Here is a 24,749-nt window from a genome sequence, read left to right on the forward strand (position 1 = left end):
AGGAGCAACAAATGAGCATCAATTTTAAATATTTTTCTGTCTTGGTTCTATGTATCTTTTTAGTCGTCGGTACAGGCTGTAAGAAAAAGCATTTAAGAACAGTGGGTGCGCTCATTGTCGCTGGTGTAGCCGCAAAAATTATTTATGATATGGTGATCGATTATCGCTCTGAGCAAACTCGAAATGATAAGCAAGTGGTTAACAAATATAAAGAGCAACATAAAGAGCTTCCTAGTAACCCACAGTTATTAAGTTATCAATCCACAATAAAACCAGGTGCTGTTGTTAACCCTGGTAAAAAAATCTCGGTTCAGTCTTCTCTTGAAGTGGTCCGTGGAAAGAAAAGTAATGAGTTGAATATTCAAGAAAAAATTACTATCTATGATAACGAGGACCCTGACAAAGTATTAAAAAGTTTGGTTAAGCAGGTAAATTCAAAAACAAATAAATGTGGTGCTTTTAGTAATGAGTTTACTTTTACGTTACCTAAAGGAATGCCTCAGGGGGTTTATCCGATTAAAACCGAAGTATTAGTTGATGGTGTGGCTTATGAAACGACTGAAAATCAGATGCAGTTAGTGGTAAATAGAGAACAACAAAACATGTTAATTGCATTGAACTAAAAAAATCCCGGACATGTCCGGGATAAAAGGGTTGCAGGATAGCAGTTATGAATAACCAGAATAAACGAACTTGCAGACTGTAAATACACTAAAAATATTTAAAAATGTAACGAAAATTCTACGCCGGTAAAGACATCCTGATTGTCGTGTAAGTTATAACCATCGATGTATCGATATCGGCTGAAGACTCTCAAATCAAAATGATCTTGTGATAAACCAAAGCCAGCACCAATAAAATTGTCTACATCGTTGTGATGTTCATCATAATAGTGATCGTGATGATGATCGTCGTCGAGCCATAGCATCTCTCCAATGTCGATACCAGCTTCCAGGTATAGAGAAACGTCAGAGAAAAAGCCAATTCTTCCAAAACCTTCCCAAGCGGTGTAATGATCAACGTATCCATCGTAGTCAGTGATTTCGGCGGCACTTAATCCAGTACCGAGTTGATAGCCAAAGTTAGTGCGTGAATCGGTAAATTGGCTGTAAATATTAAAAGAAGCAATATTGCCAATATCGGCGTGTTCTCTCGATAAAGAAAAACCAACTGTTGATTCAGCAAAGCTGGCGGTCGAACACGCGCCGAGTATGAGCAATAAACTTAATTTCTTAAACATGACGTTCTCTCCTTAATGATGAGTCCATTTTAGGAGAGTTATCCTGAATTCAATCTGAATAGAAAATCTTTTTTAATATTTAATAGCTGACTTATAAACGCCTGGGTGCCGATCTCTCGATCGGCACCGCATAAGAGCCAAGATAGGAATGATGATTACTGCGTGAGAACGCCATTTCGATAATCGCTGATGGCTTGCTCAATTTCCTCTCGGGTGTTCATTACAAACGGCCCCCAATTGGCTATGGGTTCTTGTAACGGTTTTCCGGCTAAAACTAACGCTTTTAAGCCATGATCACCCGCGTTTAATGTGAGTTCCTCACCAGAATCAGAAACACCCATTTGCTGCTGTTTAACTATCTTTTCATTCACTCGAGCTTCACCTTCGTAGACATATAGCAGTAACTTATGTGTATCGGCAATGGGAAGGGTAAGCGATGTATTGGGTTTTAGTCGCACATCCAAATACACGGGCGCGGTGCTAATGCCATTTACCGCACCTACAACCGTTTGCCCGTTAAGCACCAGGTTGCCGGCAACTACTTTAACCCAGTAGTCTTCGGTTTCTATAACGGGAATATTCGCCGCTTTAATGTCTTCATAGTGAGGATCATTCATTTTTTCCTTTGCAGGTAAATTGATCCACAGCTGAAATCCGCGCATTCGGCCTTCGACTTGCTGTGGCATTTCCGAGTGAATAATGCCTCTTGCCGCAGTCATCCACTGAACGTCACCTGATTGCAGTAGGCCTTTGTTTCCCATGTGGTCTTCGTGCAGCATGTTGCCTTCGAGCATATAAGTGACGGTTTCAAATCCGCGGTGCGGATGCGATGGAAAACCGGCGATGTAATCATCGGCATTATCGCTATTAAATTCATCGAGCATTAAAAAAGGATCGAAACCTTGCAGCCCGCCACCACCAATGGTTCGGTTGAGGCGCACACCGGCACCGTCTGATGCAGGCTTTGCCTGAATAATTTGAGTAATGTCTCGTGTTTTCATAATTTCACCTAAGCGACTTGTTGAATGTGATGTTCGGCACTTTCAATGGCTTGCTGTTTGAGTTCGTCACCCATATTAAGACCTTCAGCATAGATAAACTCAATGTCTTCAATGCCAATAAAATTTAAAAAGGTTTTTATAAACGGCGCCTGACTGTCTGTTGGCGTGTCTTTATATTGCCCACCACGGGTTGCGACTATGTAGGCTTTTTTACCCTTTAATAAACCCTCTGGTCCATTTTCGGTATAACGAAATGTCACACCCGCTCGAGCAACAAAATCAAACCAGGCTTTCAGCATCGATGGAACACTAAAATTGTACATGGGCATACCAATTACCAGTGTGTCGGCCCATTGGATGTCGGCAATTTGTTGGTCGGCGTAGTTTGCTTTTTCCTTCTCCTCATCCGTTCGTTTCGCTTCTTCTTTCATTAACGCGTTTAAAAATAAACCATCGAAATGAGGAACCGGCTCATTGGCAAAATGTTTTGATCGGACTTCTGCGTCTGACTTACGACTTTTTATGGTGTCAATCAAGCGACGCGTTAATTGGCTCGACACGCCATTTTCGGCAAAAATACTGGATTCAATGTGTAGTATATTCATAGTGAACTCGCTGTTAATTCAATGTGATTTAATTGGCTATGTACCTATGATATATTCATCCAGTCGATTTTAAATGGTCGAAAATAGATAGGTTTAATCGATTTGTTAGATGATAATTAATGAAATCGATTCGATGATTCGTTTTTCGTTTCTATAATATGAGCACGCTAATGAGCTTTTCTCCCAAAATCACACTCGAGCAATGGGCATCACTGGTGGCGGTGGTTGATGAAGGCAGCTATGCAAAAGCCGCAGAGCTTTTAAGTAAAAGTCAGTCGACCGTTAGCTACGCAATTTCGCGTCTGGAAGAACAGTTGGGCGGCCAAGTATTGCGACTCAATGGACGAAAGGCGGAATTAACGGATCTTGGTGGCATCATGGTGCGAAAAGCTAGGAAATTGCTTGAAGAAGCCGATGGTATTGAGCAGCTGGCCGAGTGCGTATCACACGGTTGGGAGACGGAAGTGACCGTTGCCGTTGATGTCATATTTCCGATTAGTGAAGTGCTTGATGCCATTGAGCTCTTTTCTGAGCAAAGTGAACAGCCCACTAGGGTGCGGTTTTTGGAAACTTCGCTCTCAGGTACGGATGAAGTATTACTCGATGGACAAGCTGATTTAGCCATTACTCCGCGTGTACCGCCCGGTTTTGTCGGTGAGTCTTTTGGCAATATTGAATTGTTGGCGGTTGCCCATAAAAGTCATGCTTTGCTGCAGCTCGATCATCCACTTACACATGCCGATTTGGAACTTCACCGGCAAGTTGTATTACGTGATTCAGGTATAAAACGTAAACAAGATGCAGGTTGGTTAGGAAGCGAACAACGCATTACGACATCGCATTTTTCGACATCGGTGCAGGTGGTAAAACGTGGTTTAGCGTATGGCTGGCTCCCGACTGGTTACACGAAGAACGATATTGAACAAGGTGATCTAGTGCCATTGCCACTCGATCAAGGACAAACTCGAAGTATTCATCTTTATCTGGTTAATGCCAGAGGAGAGCGAGCAGGTCCCGCGGTTCGATTATTGATGGATATATTTATGCAACAAGCGAAATCACGTAAGTGAGTTATTAATGTCGCACCAAGTTTTAGTTATGGACTCGGGAATTGGTGGATTAACCGTTCATCGAGAAATTATCAAGCTTATCCCTGATATTACTTGTCACTATTTGGCAGACAACGGATTTTTCCCCTACGGAACAAAAACTGAGCAAGCGCTGGAAGAACGTATGGAATTGCTCATTCGAAGAATCACCAAGCAACATGCCATTGATGCTGTCGTTATCGCTTGTAATTCAGCGAGTACAGCGGTTTTAGACTATTTGCGGGAGCGATTTGAGTTTCCATTTATTGGCGTTGTACCGGCAATTAAACCAGCAGCGAAATTGACCAAAAACAAAAAGATAGGATTATTAGCAACGGAAGGCACGGTAAATCGGCCTTACACCGACAAGCTCATTGCTGAATTTGCGAGTGATTGTGAAGTAATCCGAGTTGCTTCTCAACCACTGGTTACCATGGCAGAAATGAAACTCAACGGTTTGCCGACGGACATTAACGCGTTGCAAGAAATCATTCAGCCACTGATTAATGCAGCCGTTGATACGTGTGTTTTAGGCTGTACCCATTTTCCGTGGTTCCGTAATGAATTCAAGTTGATAGCGCCTTATATTGAATGGATTGATTCGGGCGAAGCCATCGCACGCCGACTTGAGCAAGTACTATTGCCCATCAAAGATAATTGCGACAAATCTTCCACAGATTATCCTGTGTTCTTTTACACCGGTAATTCTTATGAACAAGATTTTACAAAAAACCTCAGTTTTAATATTACTAAAATTGAATTTAATTAAATCACCATCAAAAAATTGAAATAAATGTCGATTATCCTGTCAACGTAATATAGCAACGCTCGTTATTTGTACTGCATCCACGTTTTACACGATAGGATCATCCTGCGTTTGGAATTTGGGTGTAACAGCCAAGATGGTTTGATAATTAAAAATATGGACTAGCTATCAAGGGACTGATTTTTTGGTTGATTGCTATTCTCCAATTTAAATAAAGAAGCTATGACGATGTCATGACATAACGATGACATTATTTCCTCATGGATTGTTTAAAGTTATGTTCAAACTTAATTACTGAATAAATCAAAATGATTCGAACATTACTTTTTCTCTTCACTCTCGGGTTGATTTCTGCTTGCTCAACTTCTTACACAACTCCCGGAGGGAAGGCACCACTTAGTGCATTATCCGATGCATCAATTAATGATCTAATGGCCAAACAACCGGCAGCAAACTTTCCTGCAAACATTGCCATTATTCGTTTACAAGCTTCAGGTTATCGAAATTTTGATGAGCATTCATACGGTCATGGTCGTTACAGTGTGGTTACAACTCGTAACATTGAGTCTGATGACGACATTAATCGACTCTCAAAGTTAATGGCCGTTCGTGGCCTTGCTCCTGTTAATCGGATCCTATTACCAACAGAGCTCGATGACTTAAAAGTGTTAAGAAATGCAGCGGCACGTCTTAGAGCAGACATACTTCTGGTGTATACATTCGATACTGCGTTTCATGTGGGGGAAGATACTTTATCTCCATTAAATATTGTGTCATTAGGTTTTATGGACGATAGAGATGTTTCTGTCTCTACAACCGCGTCGGCTGCGTTTTATGATGTGCGAACGGAGTATCTTTATGGCATTGCAGAGTCCACGGCGCAAAAAAAGAAACAGGCAAATAGTTGGTCTGAATCTGAAGCTGTTGATGAGCTTAGAAAACTAACGGAGCAACAAGCTTTCAAAGCGCTTATTCCCGAAATCGAAACAACTTGGCAATCGATTGTTCAGCAATACGCATTGGTTGATCCAATTATTACAAAGCCATAATCATGTAAATCACCAAATTGTAACTCAAAAATTCAAAAGCTTTTCAAATAAGGAATTAATGGCAACGGATTGCATTGATATTTCTCATTTACTTTTAATAATATTTCATATCACTTAAAGTTAATTAGCCTTTATTAAAGGATATCTTTTAAACACATCATCAACATGTGCGTTAGGAAATAAATCTTTATAAATTATCTCGAATTGAGTGGTAATAAAGATTTATAAATTAGACTAATTGCCATTACGCCTAAGAATTCAAATTACAAATGCTTAAAAACAAGTGTGCTTTTGTTTGTATTTATTCATGAATAACAAAGTTGTAATTATTTCACATAGTCGGTGAGTGATAGTTAATGTTAAAGTTGAAGCGATAATGTATAAATCATGTTGTTTATTCGTTAACAGCAAAGGACTAAATGCTGCTTAATGATCATTCATTGATGGATTTAATTCAGATTTTGCAAGCTTCTTACCTGAAGATAAATTAAATAAGCTCATTTTTCGATGAATTAGAAAAGGAACCCTGGTTGATCGGTATTCTATTATGATAAATAACACGAATGATACTTTAGACGATGAGCAAAAAATAGAAACTATTCATGACAAATGGCTTTTGAATAATCAATATAAAGTCGATTTTTCCAACCAAAGTATTTATCACCCCGATCATGGAGAGCAAAACTTTCGTAAGAAAACTGCTGAAGTTTTACAACTGCTGATAAAAAACAAAAATAAATGCGTTTCTTCCGATATGTTCCTTGAGAGCATCTGGGGCGGAAAATACATTACCGAAAACTCGCTCAAACGTAGCATTTGGGAGTTAAGAGCATTACTTCAAGACGATAATAAAACAAAAATAAAAACGGTTCCCAGGCGTGGTTACTTGCTCGATATGGATATCGTTGAATTTTCAGACGATAGTAATCAGAACAATTCTGAAAATCAAAAGAACGAAGTTTCTTCATTAAAGGGCGACAATGCTTTAAAGCGATATTATTTGCCCTTATTCGTTTGTATCACCGTAATTGCATTGGCAACAGTGGCGTATTATTCCTTTGGTAATCATTTAAATAGTTTAAATGATTACGATTATTCAATTAATACTATTATCGGAATAGAAAAAGAACAATTGGATAATCAATATGCTGAACTCGTGAAGTCTATTGATATTGATGTTAGTAAAGAATCAGATTACTTAGAGCTGGCAGATAAATACAAGCATTTTGGATTTTTTAAACAAGCAAAATTGATGTATGAAAAGATAATTCAACGTCTTTATCTGAATATAGAAAGTAATCCAGAGGTGTACGCAAAAGCTCATTTTGAGTTGGTCGATATATTATTGAGACAGGATAAGCGTATTGAGGCCTTACTATTTGCTCAAAAATTTTACGATCTTGTGCAAAAGGAATATTTCTCTGAAACTGATAAAGCTTTAGGTGCTTTTTGGCTGGGTAAAGCTTATTTGTACTGTGTTTATCCAATGTGTGATCGTGAAGATGCTTATACGCAAGGAAAGCAGTTTGCCCACGAATCTCTTAGCCGGTTAGAGAGTCTCGAAAACAATAAAGAAGAACTATTAGCTAGAGCGCTAGTTTTAAATAATCACTTTGAAAAGAGAATAAGCAATAAAGAAGTAATTTTGAACCGAGCGATAAAGTTATTAAAAAGCCTGGATGATCCACCTGAAGTTCCTTTGGCCAATGCCTTGGAAAGTATGGCAAGGGCGTATTATTTATTGCATAAAGAGGTGAGTTTGTCCCATCAGTACTTGATAGAAGCTTTGATGTTGAAAGAAAAAGCTTTGTCGGAATACGATACTGAGATAGCTAAAACAAATTGGCTTTTGGGCGAATACTATTTGTTCGTTGGCAATTTTGATAAAGCAACTAATTACCTTCAAAGCGCATTACAGATCGTTAATCGACATGAAGAGATTCGAATAAGCTTTAAAGTTGAGTTGTATTTATATCTCGCAAAGTCACTTTTCTATTCGAATAAACTAAAACTCAGCCATGTGGCATTAGATAAAGCGACTGACTTGATTGAAAAGTATTCGGATAATATCGGGTACTACATGCAACTTGAAATGATCGCGTTGAAAATACGTTTCAATCATCCAGATAAAATATTTTTTAGTGACAAAGAGCTAGCTCAATATAAATACGTTTCCATTAGATCAAGAAATCAATACTCTTGGTACGTTTTAGAGCATGAAGCTCTATCTCAATTGTTAATTTCCAATCCAAAAAATGTCAATGTAGAGCAATATTTATCCGGGTTAGATCGTTTATTAGGCTCTTTTTTTAATTTTAATCGCTACATTATCGGCAAGGATGTCGATTTAATTATTGCTCGTTCGGAAAAACATTGTGAAGGAATTTCTCAACAGTTTTGTGATTCAATTAAGCAAATTTTTAGAAATTATAGAGTCAGTTACTAAATCAATCATAGTTATGTTAAAAATCTCCTTTGGTGTATTTATCAACGATTTAAAGGCTCTCTGCGACTTACGCTAAAACTTGCTTGAAAATTGTTCGTTTTTAACCGGTTAATAGGTTTAATTTGGGTTGAATTCGGGTTTAATCAAAAATAAACGTCATTTTCAAAGTTTCTTTCAAGATTACACGTCTCGATCTGCCGTACTTTCCTCTGCGAAACATCAGTCAACATATTTAAACAGGAGATAATTATGTTTCGTAAACTAGGTATTTGTGCCGCTGTGGCTTCGACTCTTTTTACTTTCAGTTCAACTGTCAGCGCCGATACTATTGCGACAGCTACGATGGATATAACAGGTTCGATGAATCGTACTCGTGATAATGGTCAAACACGCTGTAACTTCGCTAAAGAAAAAATGATTGCGAATATTGAAATAGCATTGGATCGTGGCGTTGATAAATTGAACGTAAAAGCTTTTTCCACACCTGGCGCAATGTATTCAATTACCCGTCAGCTTTTTAATGTCGATTTTGTAAACACAAGTTCTTATACATCGACTAATTCGCAAGGCCGAGCATTCGTTAACGCTCTAAGAAACAAAATCAATTCATTAAGTTGTCCAGGCGGAAGTACTGCTTTAGGCGATTCTATTTGCTTGAATGCAGATGAATTACGTACTCAGTACAATCGAGGTGATACTTTAAGAATGCTTACTATTACTGATGCCGGTGAAAACTCATCGCAAATCTGTGGTGGTTCTAACTATGTCACTCAACATATTCAAGACAAAATCTTGAACGAATTTCCAATGATTCGGTTTGATATCGCTATGTTGACTGATCCTGACGGAAATGTTGGCTTGAGAGCAGCTGGTGATGACACCATTTATGAAGAAGCAGAACTAGAGCTTCGCTCAAAGTTAGGTGCTAAAGTTTTCCCAAAACCTTATCCACTTCCCTATCCATCACCAAATCCGGCTCCAACACAAACTTCATCTGAAGTTCAGCAGCTAACTGCTGTAGCTACTTTGTCTGGTGGCGAGTCGCTCATTATTGAAGATGATGATGACTGTAGAACGGGTTGTAACATTGGTGAAGATGATTCCGGTGATGACGGCGATTGGGGCGGCGATTGGTAAGTTAACCAACGACTTCAATACCTATCAAAATTAAGGCGTACCCATGTACGCCTTTTAGTAGGAGCTTAAAATGAAAAATAGATTAATTACATTACTCAGTTTTGTAATGATGATGTCTATAACGGACATTGTCGATGCAAAAACTGGTCAAAAGGATATGATTCCTTTGGATTATGCGGTAATTAACTCTGGCAACGGCTATGAGCTACGTCGCGTAACTTATATCGATCACAATGGGATCACTCGTGAAGCAGAGTTATTTCATATTCAAGGTCAAACCGGAATCGACAATGCTTACCGTTATGGTGGATTGCCTTTATCGGAAAAAATGGAGATGGAAGCTGAGTTAGACGAGTGGGGTGGAGACTGGGATCCAAAAACCAATGCTTACTCAAAAAGTACACAGCAAATCAATCCAGAAGAAGTTACCTGGATCATCAATGCCGAAGTTGCAGCGTTAAAAACCTATCAAGAAGAGATGGATTACATCAAACGCATGGGACTCGAAGATATTGTTCTGGAAGAACAAGGGGCCAGTGCAAAAAACAACAAGTTCATTATTTGTCATCGACGCTGGCGCTATAAGTCAAAGAGCTATTCTAAAAGCATTGATGAAACTTTGTCGAAGAATCATCAAATTGGAGGCAACAATGCCTATATCGATTTCGAAGGTAATATTGATATCGATGCCGACATTGATCTCGACTTAACCTATCGTTACAAGCGTACTCGATTTGGATGCATTCCTAAGCGTGTCTCGGTAACGGATTTGGATCTGAAGTCAAATTACGAAGCTGCGGGTTCTTTTGAACTCACCGGTGTTGCGAAACACAACTTTGGTGATTTCAAATGGGAAATTGCAAAACCTAAAGTTCTCGATAAATGGTTTATGGTTGGCCCTGTTCCTGTCCGAATCGCGATGAAAGTACCGATTGAAATTGGTACCGGTGACATCAAAGTTCGAGCAGAAGGTCAGGTTGCTTTGGTTAAGCCAGTTCGCTTTAGAGGTCATTTCAATTACAAATGTAATTTAGGATCCTGTACTCGAGATACATCCAATCACTTTGACTTGAACGACAACTTAACCAATTCATTAGGTGCTTCGATTAGTGCCAAACTTAGTTTAGCGCCTTACGTTCATGTTGCGGCTCGCCCCTACGTTTACGGTGAATGGTTTTTATACGCTCAAGTGGGTGTAAAACCCAACTTCCCAATTGAAGTTTTCGGGTATTACGGCAACTTGTGTGGCGATGGTGATAATGACGGTACTCGAGAATGGGTTAATGCAGGTTTAGGAACTCTTGAATTTGAAGTGGGTATTACTGGTGAAGTACGCATTTTCCGTAATGCTATCTTTGGCCCTAGATATTGGAGAGTTTGGAATAAACCCTTGTTATTCTTCGATTTCTTGAATCCTGGTAGCACGGCGTTCTCACCGGAGTTACGACCAACCGTTAATTCGACCACGCGAAACGTATCCTTACCCATCAGTATTCGCTCGTGTGTTGATCAATACACCGGTAAGTTCCCACAAGACTACCGAGTATTCTGGGGTGATGGTGGTTATTCCAATGTGAATGACATTGCGAATGCAAAAACCGTCAGCCATCAGTACGCAAGTCCAGGTACTTACAACATAAAGGTTGAGTACAAACCTGGTGTTCACACTATCGTACCTATCACGATTGAAGGTGATGATGACGACGATGGTGACTGGGGCGGCGACTGGTAACCTCGATTAGTTAGCAACTCGTGTAACAACTTGGGCAGGTTATCGGCCTGCCCAACTACCAAACTCTTACTTTTTTCTGCCTTCTCTTACCCAATATTGATTCAACCCTAACACAGCTTCTTCATCGTTAAGATACTAAATACATTGGAAATTTACGCCAAAACAGCGATTTTCCTAAATTGTGATAGGCTTATGACAAACCCATGACAATTCCTTATCCAGCAGTTTTTATACTGAAGTCATTCAGTTATGGAAGGATATAAAGATGAAGACGAATCAAATTATTAAAACCTTAACAGCGGCGTCGCTAACGGTGATGATCGCTGCGTGTTCCACCACCAGTGACGATGGTCCAGTTGCTCAAACGAAAAAGCCGCAAAAGGAAGAGCCAGTTATTGTTACCGATGTAGTAGTTGCGGAAGAAGCGATTGCAGCAGAGACACCGGTTGAGGTTGAAAGCGATAGCGAAGACCAAAAAGTGGTTATTACTGGGTCTAGTATAAGAGGAAATATCAAAGAGGACGCTCTTACGGCGCCTGCTCCTCAAGCACCGCAAACTTCAATTTTGGCTGAAGCTAAAAAGCGAGGGAAACAGTCGGCTTCGGTTCGTAAACGTGAAGCGAGAGCAGAAAAAGTAATTGTTCCCCACCCTGAATTGCCGCCCAAGTTTTACCATCGCAACACCAACTATCAAATATTCAAGGCCTACGGTGTTAACCCAACCGTGCTTACGCAAGCCGAGCCGGTGTCTACCTTCTCAATGGATGCCGATAACGGATCGTATAAACTCGCGTTAAACATGCTAAAACGACATCAACTGCCTGCTAAAGAAGGGATTCGCGTTGAAGAATTTATCAATGCCATGGATTATCAATACCAACCTTCGGAAGAGTTGTTTGGTCTTTCTGCTGAAGTCATGCCTTCACCATTTCGTCCAGGCTACCACTTACTTCATTTGGGAGTGCAAACCAAACAGATCGATGAAGAAGCTAGAAAACCTTTGAACCTGGTCATTGTCGCTGACGTTTCTGGTTCTATGGCTGCCGATAATAAATTAGACATGCTTAAGCAAGCGATGATCACCTTAGTTTCGCAATTGCGCGATAATGATAAAGTTGCTTTGGTGACGTATAGCGATGGCGCTAACGTGGTTATTCCTCCCACCGAAGCTCGTAACGCTCAATACATTAATCAATCCATTCGTCAGCTCTACACTCAAGGCAGTACTAACGCGGCTGCCGGATTACAACTTGGGTATAAGTTAGCCGATCAAATGTTCGATGCCGAATTTAACAATCGCGTTATCTTAACGTCGGATGGAATGGCAAATGTGGGTAGCACGCAACCTGAGCAAATATTAAATCAAATTGAAGGTTATAAAGAAAAAGGTGTTTTCTTAACAACCGTTGGTGTGGGAATTGGCATGTACAATGATCACTTACTCGAACAATTAGCCAATAAAGGAAATGGTAACTATTTGTACTTGTCTGGCTACAAAGATATTCAAGAAGCCTTTGTTGAAAAGTTAACGCAAAATATTCAAACCGTGGCAAAAGACGCGAAGGTACAGGTTGAGTTTAATACCGATAAAGTGTCTCACTACCGTTTGTTAGGTTATGAAAATCGTCACCTGAACAAAAAGGATTTTCTCGATGCTAAAAAAGATGGTGGCGAATTGGGTGCGGGTTATCGAGTAACGGCATTGTACGAAGTTAAACTTACGGATAAGAATGAAGATTTGGGGACATTAAACATCGCTTATAAATATCCCATGAGTGAAAAAGTGCGTACGTTGAAAAAAGATATCCCTGCTTCGGTGATTCGCAACAACGTACTACTCGCATCGTCAGACTTACGTCTGTCTGCTGTCGCCGCAGCCTTTGCTGAAAAATTACGTCAGTCGTACTGGTCGCGATTATATTCTTATCAAAAAATCGATGAGTTATTGGTTTCACTGCCCGCGACTTATCAGCGTAAAGACAGCGTTCAACAATTAAGCATGGCTATCGAGCAAGCGGCTCTACTTGATAAACGGGTTGATCCTTTTCATGAACATGGCCCGATATCAACCATTGATATTGATCGCGTGCCACTGCTGCAATAATTTTAATCAGACATGTTAAAACAATTCCAAAAGTCTGCATTTATCCCTCTCATTTTAATGGGAGGGATTCTTTTTTTGTGGTTACTAACGGTTGAGTACCGGCATAACCAATCATTATTGGCCAGTAATCAACAACTCCTGGCTGATGCCACCAAGCGTTCTTTAATACATCGTTTTGAGCAAATATTCGCTTCTCTTCCGAAGAATTATCAAGAACTGCAGTCAAATTGGACCAACTATCACCCGAGTTTTTACTGGTTCAACCATCAAGAACAAGTCTTTCCTCCACAGGCGACGAATACTGAATCATTTTGGGGTAAGTATTGGACTAACGTTACTGCATTGTTAGAGCAGCCCAATGCAAAAAACTCTGAGCAGTTATCAGAGCTCATGCAAAATCGTATTGCAACCATTCGTACTATCGAATCGGCGCTAAATAATGGCGATAACGAATCATTAAGACAATTCATTCGCATTTTCCTTGGCCATAAAGAAAATTATCAATTGAGCGTTAAAGAAGAAATCGTCTCAAACTTGTTGCTATTAGAAATTGATAAAAAAAATCGATGGAGCGCTGACTTTGTTAATTCAGTTTTGTTTGAAGGCTTTCAATCAGAACAGAATAAAATTAAATCGGTCTTTCAATTGTTAATTGAAAATGCATCACTCTTCAACCGAGAAGATGTGAGAAGGTTATTTGAACAAATTGAACAGTTTGCAGAACGAATCAATTTACCGCTTGATCGGCTCAGAAGTTATCGCTCGGCTATACTAGAATCAAACTTCAAGCTGACCGAAAATCATTGCCAGAGTGAACTTACGGTAGGACAGGAATTTATATCCCGTCAGTTGAATACTCAAGAATGCATTCTGGCTCCCATTGACCTTATGAAAGAACTTAACTTGTTGCATGATCGACTGGTCGCTAGAGGTCAGTTGAATAGTACCGATGCCATTGTTTGGGATCTTAATCTTTTGCCTGAAGATTCCAGTCAGTTAACGTTAAAGATTGACCGACCATCGTGGAAAGCCCAAGAACAACGCCAACAACTGTTTATGATCATAAAAGTGATTATATTAATAATCTTGGTGGCGTTATCCATTTATGCTGTCAAAGCAATTCAACAGCGACAGCAACGTAAAGAAAAATACATTCAATTGAAAGAAGACTTCGTCAACTTGGTGAGTCACGAATTAAAAACGCCTTTATCCTCCATTCGGCTTATGGCAGAAACCTTACAAAAGAGACTGTCCAAAAATTTGGATGGGAAGAACTATCCACAGCGTATCGAGAGTGAAGCTGACCGTTTGTGGCTCATGGTCGATAACATATTATCTTTTAACCGCTTGCAAACAGAGCAACTTAGCATTAGTCGAGCTAAAGTATCTTTAAAACAATTGATTGACGACATTAAAGAGACGTTACCTTATCAAGTTATCATCAACAACAACATCGACTCTGAGTATGTAGTTAATGTGGATAAACCATTATTTAACTTAGTGTTGCTCAATCTCATTTCTAATGCGATAAAATACAACACGAATGAACGGGTTGAACTTACGTTTGAAAGTGATATCCACCATAATGAGCAGCGTATCATCGTTACCGACAATGGTATTGGTATCGACCCTAAACTATGGCAAGAAATATTTGAGTCTTTCTTTCAAGCAAATACAAAACATAAAAAAGGCTTTGGACTTGGTTTAGCGTTATCGCGTAAAGTCATGCAACTTCATAATGGCAATATAAGTATTATCCAATCAAAATCAGAAGGCGCGCCAATAACAGAGCCGCAGGACAATATGAAAGAACAACTCCCCTTTAATACGGGCACACAATGGCAATTGGTACTTCACTAATATGAGCACAAGATTATTAATTGTTGAAGACGACGAAAATCTACGCGAAACATTGGCAGACTTTCTTGAGCTAGAAGACTTTATTGTTGAACAGGCTGCAACAGTCGCTGAGGCAAAGCCGATACTTGAAAGTGCTACCATTGATTTGGCGGTACTGGATATTATGTTGCCCGATGGCGATGGTTACGAACTCTCGCAATGGATCAGAAATCAATCCATCGAAACGCGTATATTGATGTTAACGGCACGTGGCCTGGAGAAGGACGTCGTCGAGGGCTTCGAAAGTGGTGCTGATGATTATGTTTCTAAACCCTATCGCTCGAAAGAGCTTTTAATGCGCATTAAAGCATTATTACGTCGTCCCGTTGCGGTAGTCGAAACAAATACCATTGAAATTAATGGGCGTACCGTTGACTGGCGATCGATGACAGCAAAATACAATGACGATGAACTGCATTTAACTTCGCGAGCATTTAGTATTCTAAAATTATTACTCGAACATAAAAATGAAGTGCTTTCTCGTGAAGCAATACTCGATGCGTGCTGGGGTAAAGACGTGTATGTCGATAATCGAACTATTGATAATTTTATATCTAATTTGAAAAAGCAGTTCGACTTAACACACGACAACTCGTACTACATTAAATCAGTACGAGGCGTTGGGTACTGTTTAATGAACGAAAGAAAAAATACTTAAATCTAATCTTCTGATAGCCGATAAAAAGGCTCGATTATTTCTGCTTTGAACTGGTCACCTTCTTTATAGCGTCTAACGGTGGCGGCCCATACATCATCTGGATTATCAAGCACGTGCTTAGTCAAAAGATTAATATGTGGAAAGGTGACTCGGTTATATGACTCATTAATTGAGAGCCATTCGCCAGACTCTATACCCTTGGGAAGTTTTAGTTTTCCAGACTTCACTTTAGCCGTATAAAAATGGCGAACAGAAAGCACTTCTTTGTCATTGAGTAAATCGAACTTACCGACGAAGCGCGGTTTCGATATTTCAAAGCCATAGTTTTTAGCAAGTAGGTGCAACCCTTCTTCGGCCGAAAGCTCACCTTTGTCGTAGCGACCGGTGGTTACCCAAAAAGGCTTATCCTTAATTTTTACGACTAATAACTCATTCTTTTCATTAAAAATAAGTAATCGATGAAAATCGCTGATAGAGCCACTTGCCGATATCATCAGGCTGGATAAGGAAAAGAGCAGTAGTGCCAGTGTTTTCAAGAGAACATATCCTTTAATCTAATGAATGTTTCGAAATTAATAATAGCGAATCATCATCGTATAGTCTTGAAGATAAGTATCTTATTACACTTGTTCCGTCATTAATAATGATTTAAGAAGGAAGGGTTTAGAGGAGTTGTTTAAAAGCTACTTTCAATGACCTCTTGTCACTGAAAGTAGCCAAATAAAAGAATTAACTAGCGGGATTATTCAGAGGGAAAATAACCAATTTATCATCACCGTTGATAAATAGCGTATTTTCATCAGCGCTTAAGAATAAGTTGAAATGATACATCATCATATAACTCTGATTAAATAAACTTGGTTGCATATCAAATCGCTGCGTTAAAACTGGTTCTTCATTTTCTGAAAGCGGTGTTAAGTCGTATTGTAGTATATATGTATTGTTTTCGACGTTTGCTTCATCATAAAAAACGTAAGCTGTATTACCATCTTTCGATAAGGTCGCGCCGCGTGCAACGTGACTGTTTTCGCCTTCTCCTTGAGGTATTGCACGTGGAAGAGTTCCTATTTCTTCAAAGTCATCATTACGAATACTAATAGTTCTTGAATTGCCAAAATAATAGAATAGAGATCGTTGGCCATTTTGACTCAATGATGCATATTGTAAGTTAAGTGGTTCTTCAGAGAGTTTTTCTTGTTTAGCAGAACCAGCATCATAGCGAAAGAATGCTGTTTCAATATTGGTTGAAAAGTAAGTTCTCGAACCATCAAGCGTTGTTTTAACTATTGGATTTCTACCTTGTTCAACTTCAACTGAACTGAAAAAGTCTTCTGATGCAGAGTTAAAGTAATATAGGTAATGATTACCACTGCTCGACAAGCCACCCATCAAGATATCGCCATTGGATAATTCGTTAATAGAACCTAGGGAGTTAGCATAGGAATCATTAGCGCTTAATAAGTCATAGTTGGTGGCATCAAGCTTAAACAGCTCGCTATCAGTCACTTTATAAAGTGCAGTACCGTCTCTTGAAGTCATGGCGTTATCAACAAGATCGCCATTAAAGCTATCATCTTCAACCCAAGAATCCGACTCGTATTTAAAAGCTTTCCAGCCGAAGTCGAATTCAACGTAAATAACATCATTAATGGCATCGTAAAAACCAGCGGTTGAAGGATCTGAAATATTGCCGTTAAACTCGAATACTTGGAAATCATAGTTAGATGGATTCTTCACCGTTAACTCAGGCAGGTTTTCCTCTTGAGTCGACTCCGTTAATTTGACAGAGACAGTTCCGCTCTCATCTACCGCATTCGCTGTTACGTCTAAGCGAAAATCTTCGCGGCGATTAACAGAAACGACATCTAAATTATTCAACGCAATATCATCAAGCGTTCTAAAGCCACATCCAGTCAATGATACTTGAATGGGTTGATTGGTATAGTGAACTTTAGGGTAAGCCGTATAAATCGTTGGTGTTGTTGTATCGTAAGAGTAAACAACATCGAAAGTATAGTAATCGCTTAAGCCACCCTCTGACGTGAAATTCACGGTAACTTTGGCATGCTTTGTTCCGCAGCTCGACTCCAGACCATTTAATGCCAATGTTGCAGTATTATTATTCACTGTTGTGTCGATGCTTAGCCAATCGGCAGAGTTACTCGTGTAATCGATATCATAAGAAATTTGGCTTTGCGGAACCGTCATCGTTTTAAAATCAATCGAAAACTCTCCGGGGTTGTTTTCTGCGCCTTCAATATTTTCGAATTCAACTCTTCGTGAAGAAAGCTCAGGAGTATCGTGGCGGCCAAAAACAAAAGTTAGTTTGTCTTCGCCGATGGTCTTACTACAGCTCTGGTCGAAGCAAAGTTTTAACGTAATGACATTGGTATAAATGCCAACAGGAAGACCATCAATTAAATTACTGTCGATGGATACTTTGCCTCGCTCTCCTGAAACAGAAGCCGATACATAGCTGAATCGTTGATCGGTTTGAGTAATAAACGCATATATGTCTTTGCCGTTGGCGATTTGGTCTCGTAATTTGTCTGAAATGTTGACATAAACTTCGTCAGTTCGAGAGTTGTTGTCGTAATCGTAAACATCGACTTTAAGAGTTGATTGTGCAAATTCAAAAGCTTTTTCATTATTACCGCCTGAGGAACCTCCCGATGAGCCTCCGCCGCAGGCCGATAAGAGAGTGCCAAACAAAAGGAAAGAAAAAACCTTTATCGATAGTGACGTTATTGCATTATTTATTAATTTCATAATGGTCTCGCAGGGAATTCTCCGTTGTACAAAATATATTGGAAAGCAGTTGCGAAAAATTGCCGCGAGCTTTCTCAATTATCAAAACCTTCCGTGATAAAAAGATTGAATGTTATTGAATCAGACCTTAGCGGTTTGATTAATATGTATTCTATTCCTTGCCAAGTAAGGCAACTATCCGAATCCATTCGTCAAAGTGAGCAGATTATAATCTAACGAGATTCTGGTTGGAACAAATTTTGATAAATCAGCTGAAAAAATAGCCTGTAATCGATAATGCCTGGTTGATATTTAATCAAAAGAGCGTTCGATCTTAGAAAAACATAAAAATTATGAATTTAATATGAGCTTGCACTTGGTCTTTCATTTATCAAGATTCACGAAAATATTTTCAAATTTAACAATACGGTTTTTTCTTGCTCTCATAACTTTTGTCATCTGCAGTCATTAGGCCTAAGTATTTGAAAGTTCGTTTTGACGCGTTGAAGTTTCTAAAATCGTAAAGCTTTCGAAAACCTAACGACAGCATTCTTTTTAGAAAATGACGGTAAAAAGACAATAAAATAAAAATACGTTATGGTAGAAGGCCTTTACACAATAAAGGAGCCCTTCCTTTGAAAAAATGCCACAACGAACAATTCTATTGCTGGAGCGAATTTAACCCCGAGCGCGATATCGATTTTCACAGTTATGTTTGGGTGCGCGAGCAGGGCAACGTGGTGTTCGATCCGCTGTCTATCTCTCTGCACGATTTAAAGCATCTGCAATCTCTTGGTGGTGCAGACTACGTTGTTATTACCAACTCCGACCATATTCGCGATGCTAAAAATATCGCAACCATTCTTGAAGCTAAGCTCGTTGGCCCCAAAGGAGAAAAAGATACTTTTCCTATCGAATGCGACCACTGGATTGGAGAAGGTGATAATCTCATTGAAGGAATGCAAGTATTCGAGATGCACGGCTCCAAAACTCCCGGCGAACTGGCATTGTTAATAGAAAATACTACGCTTATTACAGGCGATCTCATTCGATCGCACCAGGGCGGAAGCTTATGCATGCTGCCCTACGCGAAATTAACGGATAAACAGGCGGCGATGGACTCGGTAAATAGGTTAAAGGATATTGAGTCGATTGAGACTGTGTTGGTTGGGGATGGATGGCCTGTTTTTAATTATAAACTTTCTTAAAACCATGCTTCGAAAGGTGGGAGAGTTAAATTGTCAAAAAAACAACTTAAATTCAAACTTAAGAAACATTTAAAGTTAGGTGCAATGGCAGCTGAAAATGATAGGGATTATCTTTATGATTGTTTTGTAGATACTGGTGACTATGACACTTTAGTTAACACTCGTGATGACAGAAGCATAATATTAGGTCGTACTGGTTCTGGGAAGTCTGCGCTGTTAGAAATAGTAAAGCGCCGTGAAGAAAATATCATTGAAATACATCCTGAAGAACTCTCTCTTAATTATATTTCACACTCAAATGTTATTAAGTTACTAGAAGAGTGCGGTGTAAATCTAGACCCGTTTTATCAGCTCCTGTGGAAACATGTTTTTGCAATAGAGTTAATTAAATATAAATATAAAATAACCGATGAAAGTAGTGCTAGAAGTACTATCGACCAACTCTTAAATATTTTTAGAAAAGATAAATCTAAAGAAGTCGCTGTCGAATACCTTGTGAAATGGCATGATAAATTTTGGCTCCCAGTAGAAGAAAGGGTAAAAGAAATTACCAGTAAAATAGAAGAGCAGTTGAATAATAAACTCAAAGTGGGAGGTGGCGTTCCTAAACTTGTTAATATTTCCGATGAATTTGTGGTAACTAAGAACTTAAATAAAGAAGAAAAACAACAAATTAAAAATAGAGTTCAAAGTGCAGTCGATAGTGTTCAAATTCAAGAGCTTCATCGTGTGATAAAACTTTTAGGCGAGGATGTTTTTACTGATGAGCAGCAAAAGTTTTATGTTTTAATTGATAAGTTAGATGAAACATGGGTGGAAAATAAAACACGATTTAAATTAATTAGAGCTTTATTTAATACAATAGTTTCTTTTCGTAAAGTAAGAACGGTTAAGTTTTTACTAGCTATGAGACAAGATTTACTTCAAACTGTATTTAACAGAACGAGAGATGCTAGTTTCCAAGAAGATAAGCAGCGCGACTATATGTTGAACTTAAGTTGGTCTGACTCAGAGCTGAAAGAACTTTTAGACCTTAGAGTTGGTTCGCTATTTCAACGTCAATATGAGAAGAAAGATGCGAAGTTTTATGATATATTTTCTAGGCATGTTGGAAATCAAGATACTCTGAGTTGGATACTTGAAAGAACAATGATGAGACCTCGAGATGTTATCTTTTTCTGTAACTTGTGCTTAGAAAAGGCTGTCGGTGAGTCAAGTATAAATTCAGCTAAAATAAAAGATGTAGAAGTGACATATTCTAGGGAGAGGTTGGAAGCTGTTTGTCAAGAGTGGAAGGAAGAGTATCCGTCATTAGAGCTTGTTGTTGATATTCTAAAAAGGAAGAAGAACGGGTTTACGCATTCTGATATTTCTAGAGAACAAATTGAGAAATTAGCTTCCGAAATTTTTGTAAAAGAATTTCCAACAACAGATGATATCTCTAGTTGGTCTGTGGACCTTACTAATAAAGATATTTCGAGGGCCACTTACATAAATAGATTGTTTTCAATTTTCTATAAAGTTGGAATCGTTGGAATAAAAAGAGATGGGCATGAGTCTGCGATTTGGGCGTTTATCGATACGCCTACAATAACTGAAACTGAAGTAAAAAGGTCATCTCACTTTTATATTCATCCAATGTTTTGGCGAGTGCTTGGTACTCATAATGACACTAGAAAACAAAAATAAAAGCAAATATAGTCTCTAAGCAGCATAATAACTTCGAGGGGATTAACCACAATAGTAAGTAACCCGATGAATTACGAATCTATAAATTAAGAATATAAATTATTAAAGAACAGTTCAGACTTATTTAAAAAAGTCATGAGTTTTAAAGATGAATCGCCAGAAGAACTTTTACCTATTATTAAATAACTAACTGATCATAGAAAACAGCTTGTTTATAGGGAAGGTTATAAAGTGTTAAAATGTCAGGATGATTCAAGGATAGACCCTGGAAATTATGTCATGGCTGATTATTTCTTTTATGTTACAATGTTAAGCCCTCTTTAGAATGAATACGAACATTACAGACTATCAAGCTTCTATTTTTTACCGAAAACTCGACAAATACGAAATGACAGTCCAAGACTTCGTTGATTGGGCATATGCTCAATATGATGACGACGGTGCTTTACCTTGGATAGAACAAGCCGCCTTGTGTTATGACATTGTAGAAGCTAAAGCCATATTAACGGATAACTTTCAAATACAATTCGAGCTCGATAAAAGCTATCTTGTCGGCGAGCTCGCTGATAAGCTTGAAAGGAATGAAATATCAGCGTATAAGGCGGTCTGGCATCTTTTTTATACATTGGATGACTTAGACTGGACGAAAGAAGAAGAAACAGAAATTTATACTATGGAAGACTACTACGGATGGCATAACAATCCTGATTCAGTCGTAATTCCGAGATTGAAAAAGCTAATTGACCCTTTTAAAAAAAACTATATTGAAAGTACATCATTTCTTAATGTTGATATTTGAAATCTCGTCCAAGGCTTAAATTATTGCGGCGCTATTAGTTAAGTGCTATTATCCCGCCAAATTTTGAGGAACAAACTATGAACATCAACGTAAACACAAATAACATTAAAGCTGAGCGCAACACCGTTTGCGATCGTTCAGCTATTTCTGTGTTTTGATGTAAGCCTCAAAAGTGAGGCTTTGGGCCTCCGAATGAATTTTAAAAACCCCGGTGGCCTTGCTCCCGGGGTTTTTTATTATTTAAACATTAACATTGGTAACGATTATGAGAACTTTTGACAAATTACTCGACGTAATTTTTCCCGGCCAGGGAAGGGAGTTCTCGTGCCTTTCTTCTGGTCCTTCGGTTTTTTAAAACCGCGCTAAAGACGAGTCATCTTTTTGTATTGAATTTATGGAGCAATGCTCCAGGGCAAACTATTGCCTAAAGAATTAATAGGTGACTTTATGAAACTTCGAAAATTACGAAACATTGGCATCATTGCACACGTTGACGCTGGTAAAACCACAGCGACAGAACGCATGCTTTATTTGGCGGGCGCAACTCATAACTTGGGTAATGTGGATGACGGTAATACGACAACCGATTCCAGTGAACAAGAAAAAGCGAAAGGCATCACCATTAGTAGTGCGTCGGTTGCGGTTCATTGGAACGATCATCAAATCAATATTATTGATACCCCGGGCCATGTGGACTTTCATGTTGAAGTCCATCGATCGCTTCGCGTTTTAGACGGTGCGGTTGTTGTGTTCGATGCTGTCTCCGGTGTTGAGCCACAAACCGAAGCGAACTGGCGATTGGCGGATCAGTATGATGTCCCACGCATTGCGTTGGTTAACAAAATGGATCGTGCGGGTGCCGATTTTGAAAACGTCCTTCGTATGATGGAAGAGCGATTGAATACTCGGCCTGTTGCGGTGCAATTGCCAATGTTTGACGATCACGAATTTGTCGGCGTCATCGATTTGATCGAAATGAAAGCTATGGTTTGGGAGTCCAATGATATTGGGGACTTTAAAGTTATCGATATTCCAGAGTCGTATTGTGATAAGGCAAAAGAGTATCGTGATTTTTTAGAAGAGCAATTAGTTGAGCTTGACGACGATATTATGTTGACCTGGTTTGCGGGCGAATCGTTAGATAACCCTGTTATCCAACAGCTGTTACGCAAAGGGTGTTTGTCGGGTTATTGCGTACCCGTGTTATGCGCTTCGGCCTATAAAAACATCGGCATGCAAAGTTTGCTAAATGCGGTAGTGGATTATTTACCAGCACCGCAAGAAAGCGAAACCTACGCCAGGTTAGAAACCGGCGAAAGTGTCTCGCTTGAGGCGGACTCAGAACAACCCTTTGCGGGTTTGGCGTTTAAAGTGGTTAACGATAAACACGGTACGTTAACTTATGTTCGTGTCTATCGCGGTACTTTAAAGTCGGGCGATAAAATCGTTAACGCAACGGAAGGTAAATTCGAACGAATCGGTCGTATGGTGTTAATGCAGGCGACGGCAAGAACACCCATAAGCGAAGTGAGAGCGGGAGACATTGTTGCTATCGTCGGCTTGAAACATACGACAACCGGCCACTCGTTAACGAGTATCGATACACCGTTATTTATGGAATCGATTGAGGTTCCAAAGACAGTGATCGACCGGGTGATTGAAGCCGACTCGCGAGAGGAAGACAGTAAGTTATCGGATGCGCTTATTCGATTAACCAAAGAAGATCCGAGTCTTAACGTATCGGTAAACGATTCGGGCCAAACGGTTTTATCGGGCTTGGGTGAATTGCATTTGGAAATCGTTATTGAACGACTGAAAAGCGAGTTCAATGTCGGGACCAAAACAGGCCAACCTCAGGTGGCCTATCGTGAAACGCTCACCGAGCCTTGCGATGTGGTATATCGCCACAAAAAGCAAGACGGTGGCTCCGGACAATTCGCAGTTGTGCACGTATCTTTTGTGCCTATTGAAGACGACGACATTCAGTTTGAAAGCCATGTTGTCGGTGGTTCAATACCGAAGGAGTTTATCCCCGGTGTTGAAAAAGGCATACGAGAAGCGGCGCAAAATGGCGTCTTAAGCGGTTATCCATGCAGCGGCTTTAAAGCGATTTTGACCGATGGTGAAACGCACGATAATGATTCGTCATTATTAGCTTTCCAAATTGCGGGAAGAGAAGCGTTTAAACAAGCGAGTCAATCGATGAAGCCTAAGCTTAAAGAACCGATGATGGCTGTCGAAGTTGTTACACCGATGGATTATGTCGGTGCTTGCATGGGCGATTTGTCACAGCGACGAGGAATCGTCAGCGGACAAGAATCGAAAGGTAACGCGGTAAGCATTAAAGCTGTTGTTCCGTTATCGACCATGTTTGGCTATATAAGCGACCTCCGATCGATGACCGCAGGCCGAGCAAGCTTTTCGATGAACTTCGAACGCTACGATATTGTGCCCGACTCGATTCAACGAGAGTTAATCGATCAGAAATCTTAATCTTGGAGGAAAGGCGGCGAAAGCCGCCTTTGTTGCTTAACTGTCAAATTACAGCTTATAAGCTGTAATTTGCAAATACAGTCTATA

General features: G+C 39.5%; 19 protein-coding genes. 14 read left to right on the forward strand and 5 right to left on the reverse strand.

The window, feature by feature from the left end; genetic code table 11:
* The first annotated feature begins 11 nt into the window (after positions 1-11).
* Entirely contained in the window at positions 12-623 is a 612-nt protein-coding gene (locus FAX86_RS06625) for a hypothetical protein (RefSeq protein WP_144392546.1), read from the forward strand.
* 98 nt (positions 624-721) lie between these two features.
* Here FAX86_RS06625 and FAX86_RS06630 read toward each other — a convergent pair whose 3' ends face one another.
* The 3 genes from FAX86_RS06630 to FAX86_RS06640 all read right to left on the reverse strand — a co-directional run bounded on the left by FAX86_RS06630 (position 722) and on the right by FAX86_RS06640 (position 2,846).
* Positions 722-1,240: a hypothetical protein gene (locus tag FAX86_RS06630; protein ID WP_144392547.1), complete on the reverse strand. Its 519-nt coding sequence runs from the start codon at positions 1,238-1,240 to the stop codon at positions 722-724.
* A 155-nt stretch (positions 1,241-1,395) separates the two neighbouring features.
* A complete protein-coding gene (locus FAX86_RS06635; RefSeq protein WP_144392548.1) occupies positions 1,396-2,241 on the reverse strand; it encodes a pirin family protein in 846 nt (281 codons plus the stop codon).
* Positions 2,242-2,249: 8 nt separating this feature from the next.
* Positions 2,250-2,846, reverse strand: a complete 597-nt coding sequence (locus FAX86_RS06640; protein WP_144392549.1) for an FMN-dependent NADH-azoreductase — start codon at positions 2,844-2,846, stop codon at positions 2,250-2,252.
* Positions 2,847-3,016: 170 nt separating this feature from the next.
* On the opposite strand from FAX86_RS06640, the gene FAX86_RS06645 reads away from it, so the two are divergent.
* The 9 genes from FAX86_RS06645 to FAX86_RS06685 all read left to right on the forward strand — a co-directional run bounded on the left by FAX86_RS06645 (position 3,017) and on the right by FAX86_RS06685 (position 15,725).
* Positions 3,017-3,916 carry a LysR family transcriptional regulator gene (locus FAX86_RS06645; RefSeq protein ID WP_246128511.1) on the forward strand — a complete coding sequence of 300 codons (900 nt, stop codon included), beginning with the start codon at positions 3,017-3,019 and terminating at the stop codon, positions 3,914-3,916.
* 7 nt (positions 3,917-3,923) lie between these two features.
* Positions 3,924-4,703 (forward strand): glutamate racemase, encoded by a 780-nt coding sequence (gene murI / locus FAX86_RS06650; protein WP_144392551.1) that lies wholly within the window; start codon positions 3,924-3,926, stop codon positions 4,701-4,703.
* 305 nt (positions 4,704-5,008) lie between these two features.
* Entirely contained in the window at positions 5,009-5,749 is a 741-nt protein-coding gene (locus FAX86_RS06655; protein ID WP_144392552.1) for a hypothetical protein, read from the forward strand.
* A 547-nt stretch (positions 5,750-6,296) separates the two neighbouring features.
* Positions 6,297-8,195, forward strand: coding sequence for a winged helix-turn-helix domain-containing protein (locus tag FAX86_RS06660; RefSeq protein WP_144392553.1), 1,899 nt, complete (start codon positions 6,297-6,299; stop codon positions 8,193-8,195).
* A gap of 249 nt (positions 8,196-8,444) precedes the next feature.
* Positions 8,445-9,332: a vWA domain-containing protein gene (locus tag FAX86_RS06665; protein ID WP_144392554.1), complete on the forward strand. Its 888-nt coding sequence runs from the start codon at positions 8,445-8,447 to the stop codon at positions 9,330-9,332.
* 70 nt (positions 9,333-9,402) lie between these two features.
* The gene (locus FAX86_RS06670; protein WP_144392555.1) at positions 9,403-11,064 is read left to right on the forward strand and encodes a PKD domain-containing protein; all 1,662 of its coding nucleotides are present in this window, start codon (positions 9,403-9,405) and stop codon (positions 11,062-11,064) included.
* 265 nt (positions 11,065-11,329) lie between these two features.
* Positions 11,330-13,168, forward strand: a complete 1,839-nt coding sequence (locus tag FAX86_RS06675) for a vWA domain-containing protein (RefSeq protein WP_144392556.1) — start codon at positions 11,330-11,332, stop codon at positions 13,166-13,168.
* 75 nt (positions 13,169-13,243) lie between these two features.
* Positions 13,244-15,028 carry a sensor histidine kinase gene (locus FAX86_RS06680; RefSeq protein WP_164503485.1) on the forward strand — a complete coding sequence of 595 codons (1,785 nt, stop codon included), beginning with the start codon at positions 13,244-13,246 and terminating at the stop codon, positions 15,026-15,028.
* 1 nt (position 15,029) lies between these two features.
* On the forward strand, positions 15,030-15,725 hold the full coding sequence (locus FAX86_RS06685) for a response regulator transcription factor (protein WP_144392558.1): 696 nt from the start codon (positions 15,030-15,032) through the stop codon (positions 15,723-15,725).
* Positions 15,726-15,727: 2 nt separating this feature from the next.
* Here the strand turns inward: FAX86_RS06685 and FAX86_RS06690 are convergent, their stop codons facing one another.
* Both FAX86_RS06690 and FAX86_RS06695 read right to left on the reverse strand, forming a co-directional pair.
* Positions 15,728-16,261 (reverse strand): NUDIX hydrolase, encoded by a 534-nt coding sequence (locus tag FAX86_RS06690; RefSeq protein WP_144392559.1) that lies wholly within the window; start codon positions 16,259-16,261, stop codon positions 15,728-15,730.
* A gap of 193 nt (positions 16,262-16,454) precedes the next feature.
* Positions 16,455-18,494 carry a hypothetical protein gene (locus FAX86_RS06695; RefSeq protein ID WP_144392560.1) on the reverse strand — a complete coding sequence of 680 codons (2,040 nt, stop codon included), beginning with the start codon at positions 18,492-18,494 and terminating at the stop codon, positions 16,455-16,457.
* Positions 18,495-19,108: 614 nt separating this feature from the next.
* Between FAX86_RS06695 and FAX86_RS06700 the strand changes: the two genes are divergently transcribed.
* The 4 genes from FAX86_RS06700 (at position 19,109) to fusA (ending at position 24,662) form a co-directional block, all read left to right on the forward strand.
* The gene (locus tag FAX86_RS06700; protein ID WP_144392561.1) at positions 19,109-19,681 is read left to right on the forward strand and encodes an MBL fold metallo-hydrolase; all 573 of its coding nucleotides are present in this window, start codon (positions 19,109-19,111) and stop codon (positions 19,679-19,681) included.
* 30 nt (positions 19,682-19,711) lie between these two features.
* Positions 19,712-21,370, forward strand: a complete 1,659-nt coding sequence (locus tag FAX86_RS06705; protein WP_144392562.1) for a P-loop ATPase, Sll1717 family — start codon at positions 19,712-19,714, stop codon at positions 21,368-21,370.
* A gap of 325 nt (positions 21,371-21,695) precedes the next feature.
* The gene (locus FAX86_RS06710) at positions 21,696-22,169 is read left to right on the forward strand and encodes a hypothetical protein (protein ID WP_144392563.1); all 474 of its coding nucleotides are present in this window, start codon (positions 21,696-21,698) and stop codon (positions 22,167-22,169) included.
* Positions 22,170-22,616: 447 nt separating this feature from the next.
* Complete coding sequence (fusA, locus tag FAX86_RS06715) at positions 22,617-24,662, forward strand: elongation factor G (protein ID WP_144392564.1); 2,046 nt, start codon at positions 22,617-22,619, stop codon at positions 24,660-24,662.
* The last annotated feature ends 87 nt before the right edge of the window (positions 24,663-24,749 follow it).

Source organism: Pleionea sediminis, assembly GCF_007570825.1.
In the GTDB taxonomy this organism is placed as follows: domain Bacteria; phylum Pseudomonadota; class Gammaproteobacteria; order Enterobacterales; family Kangiellaceae; genus Pleionea; species Pleionea sediminis.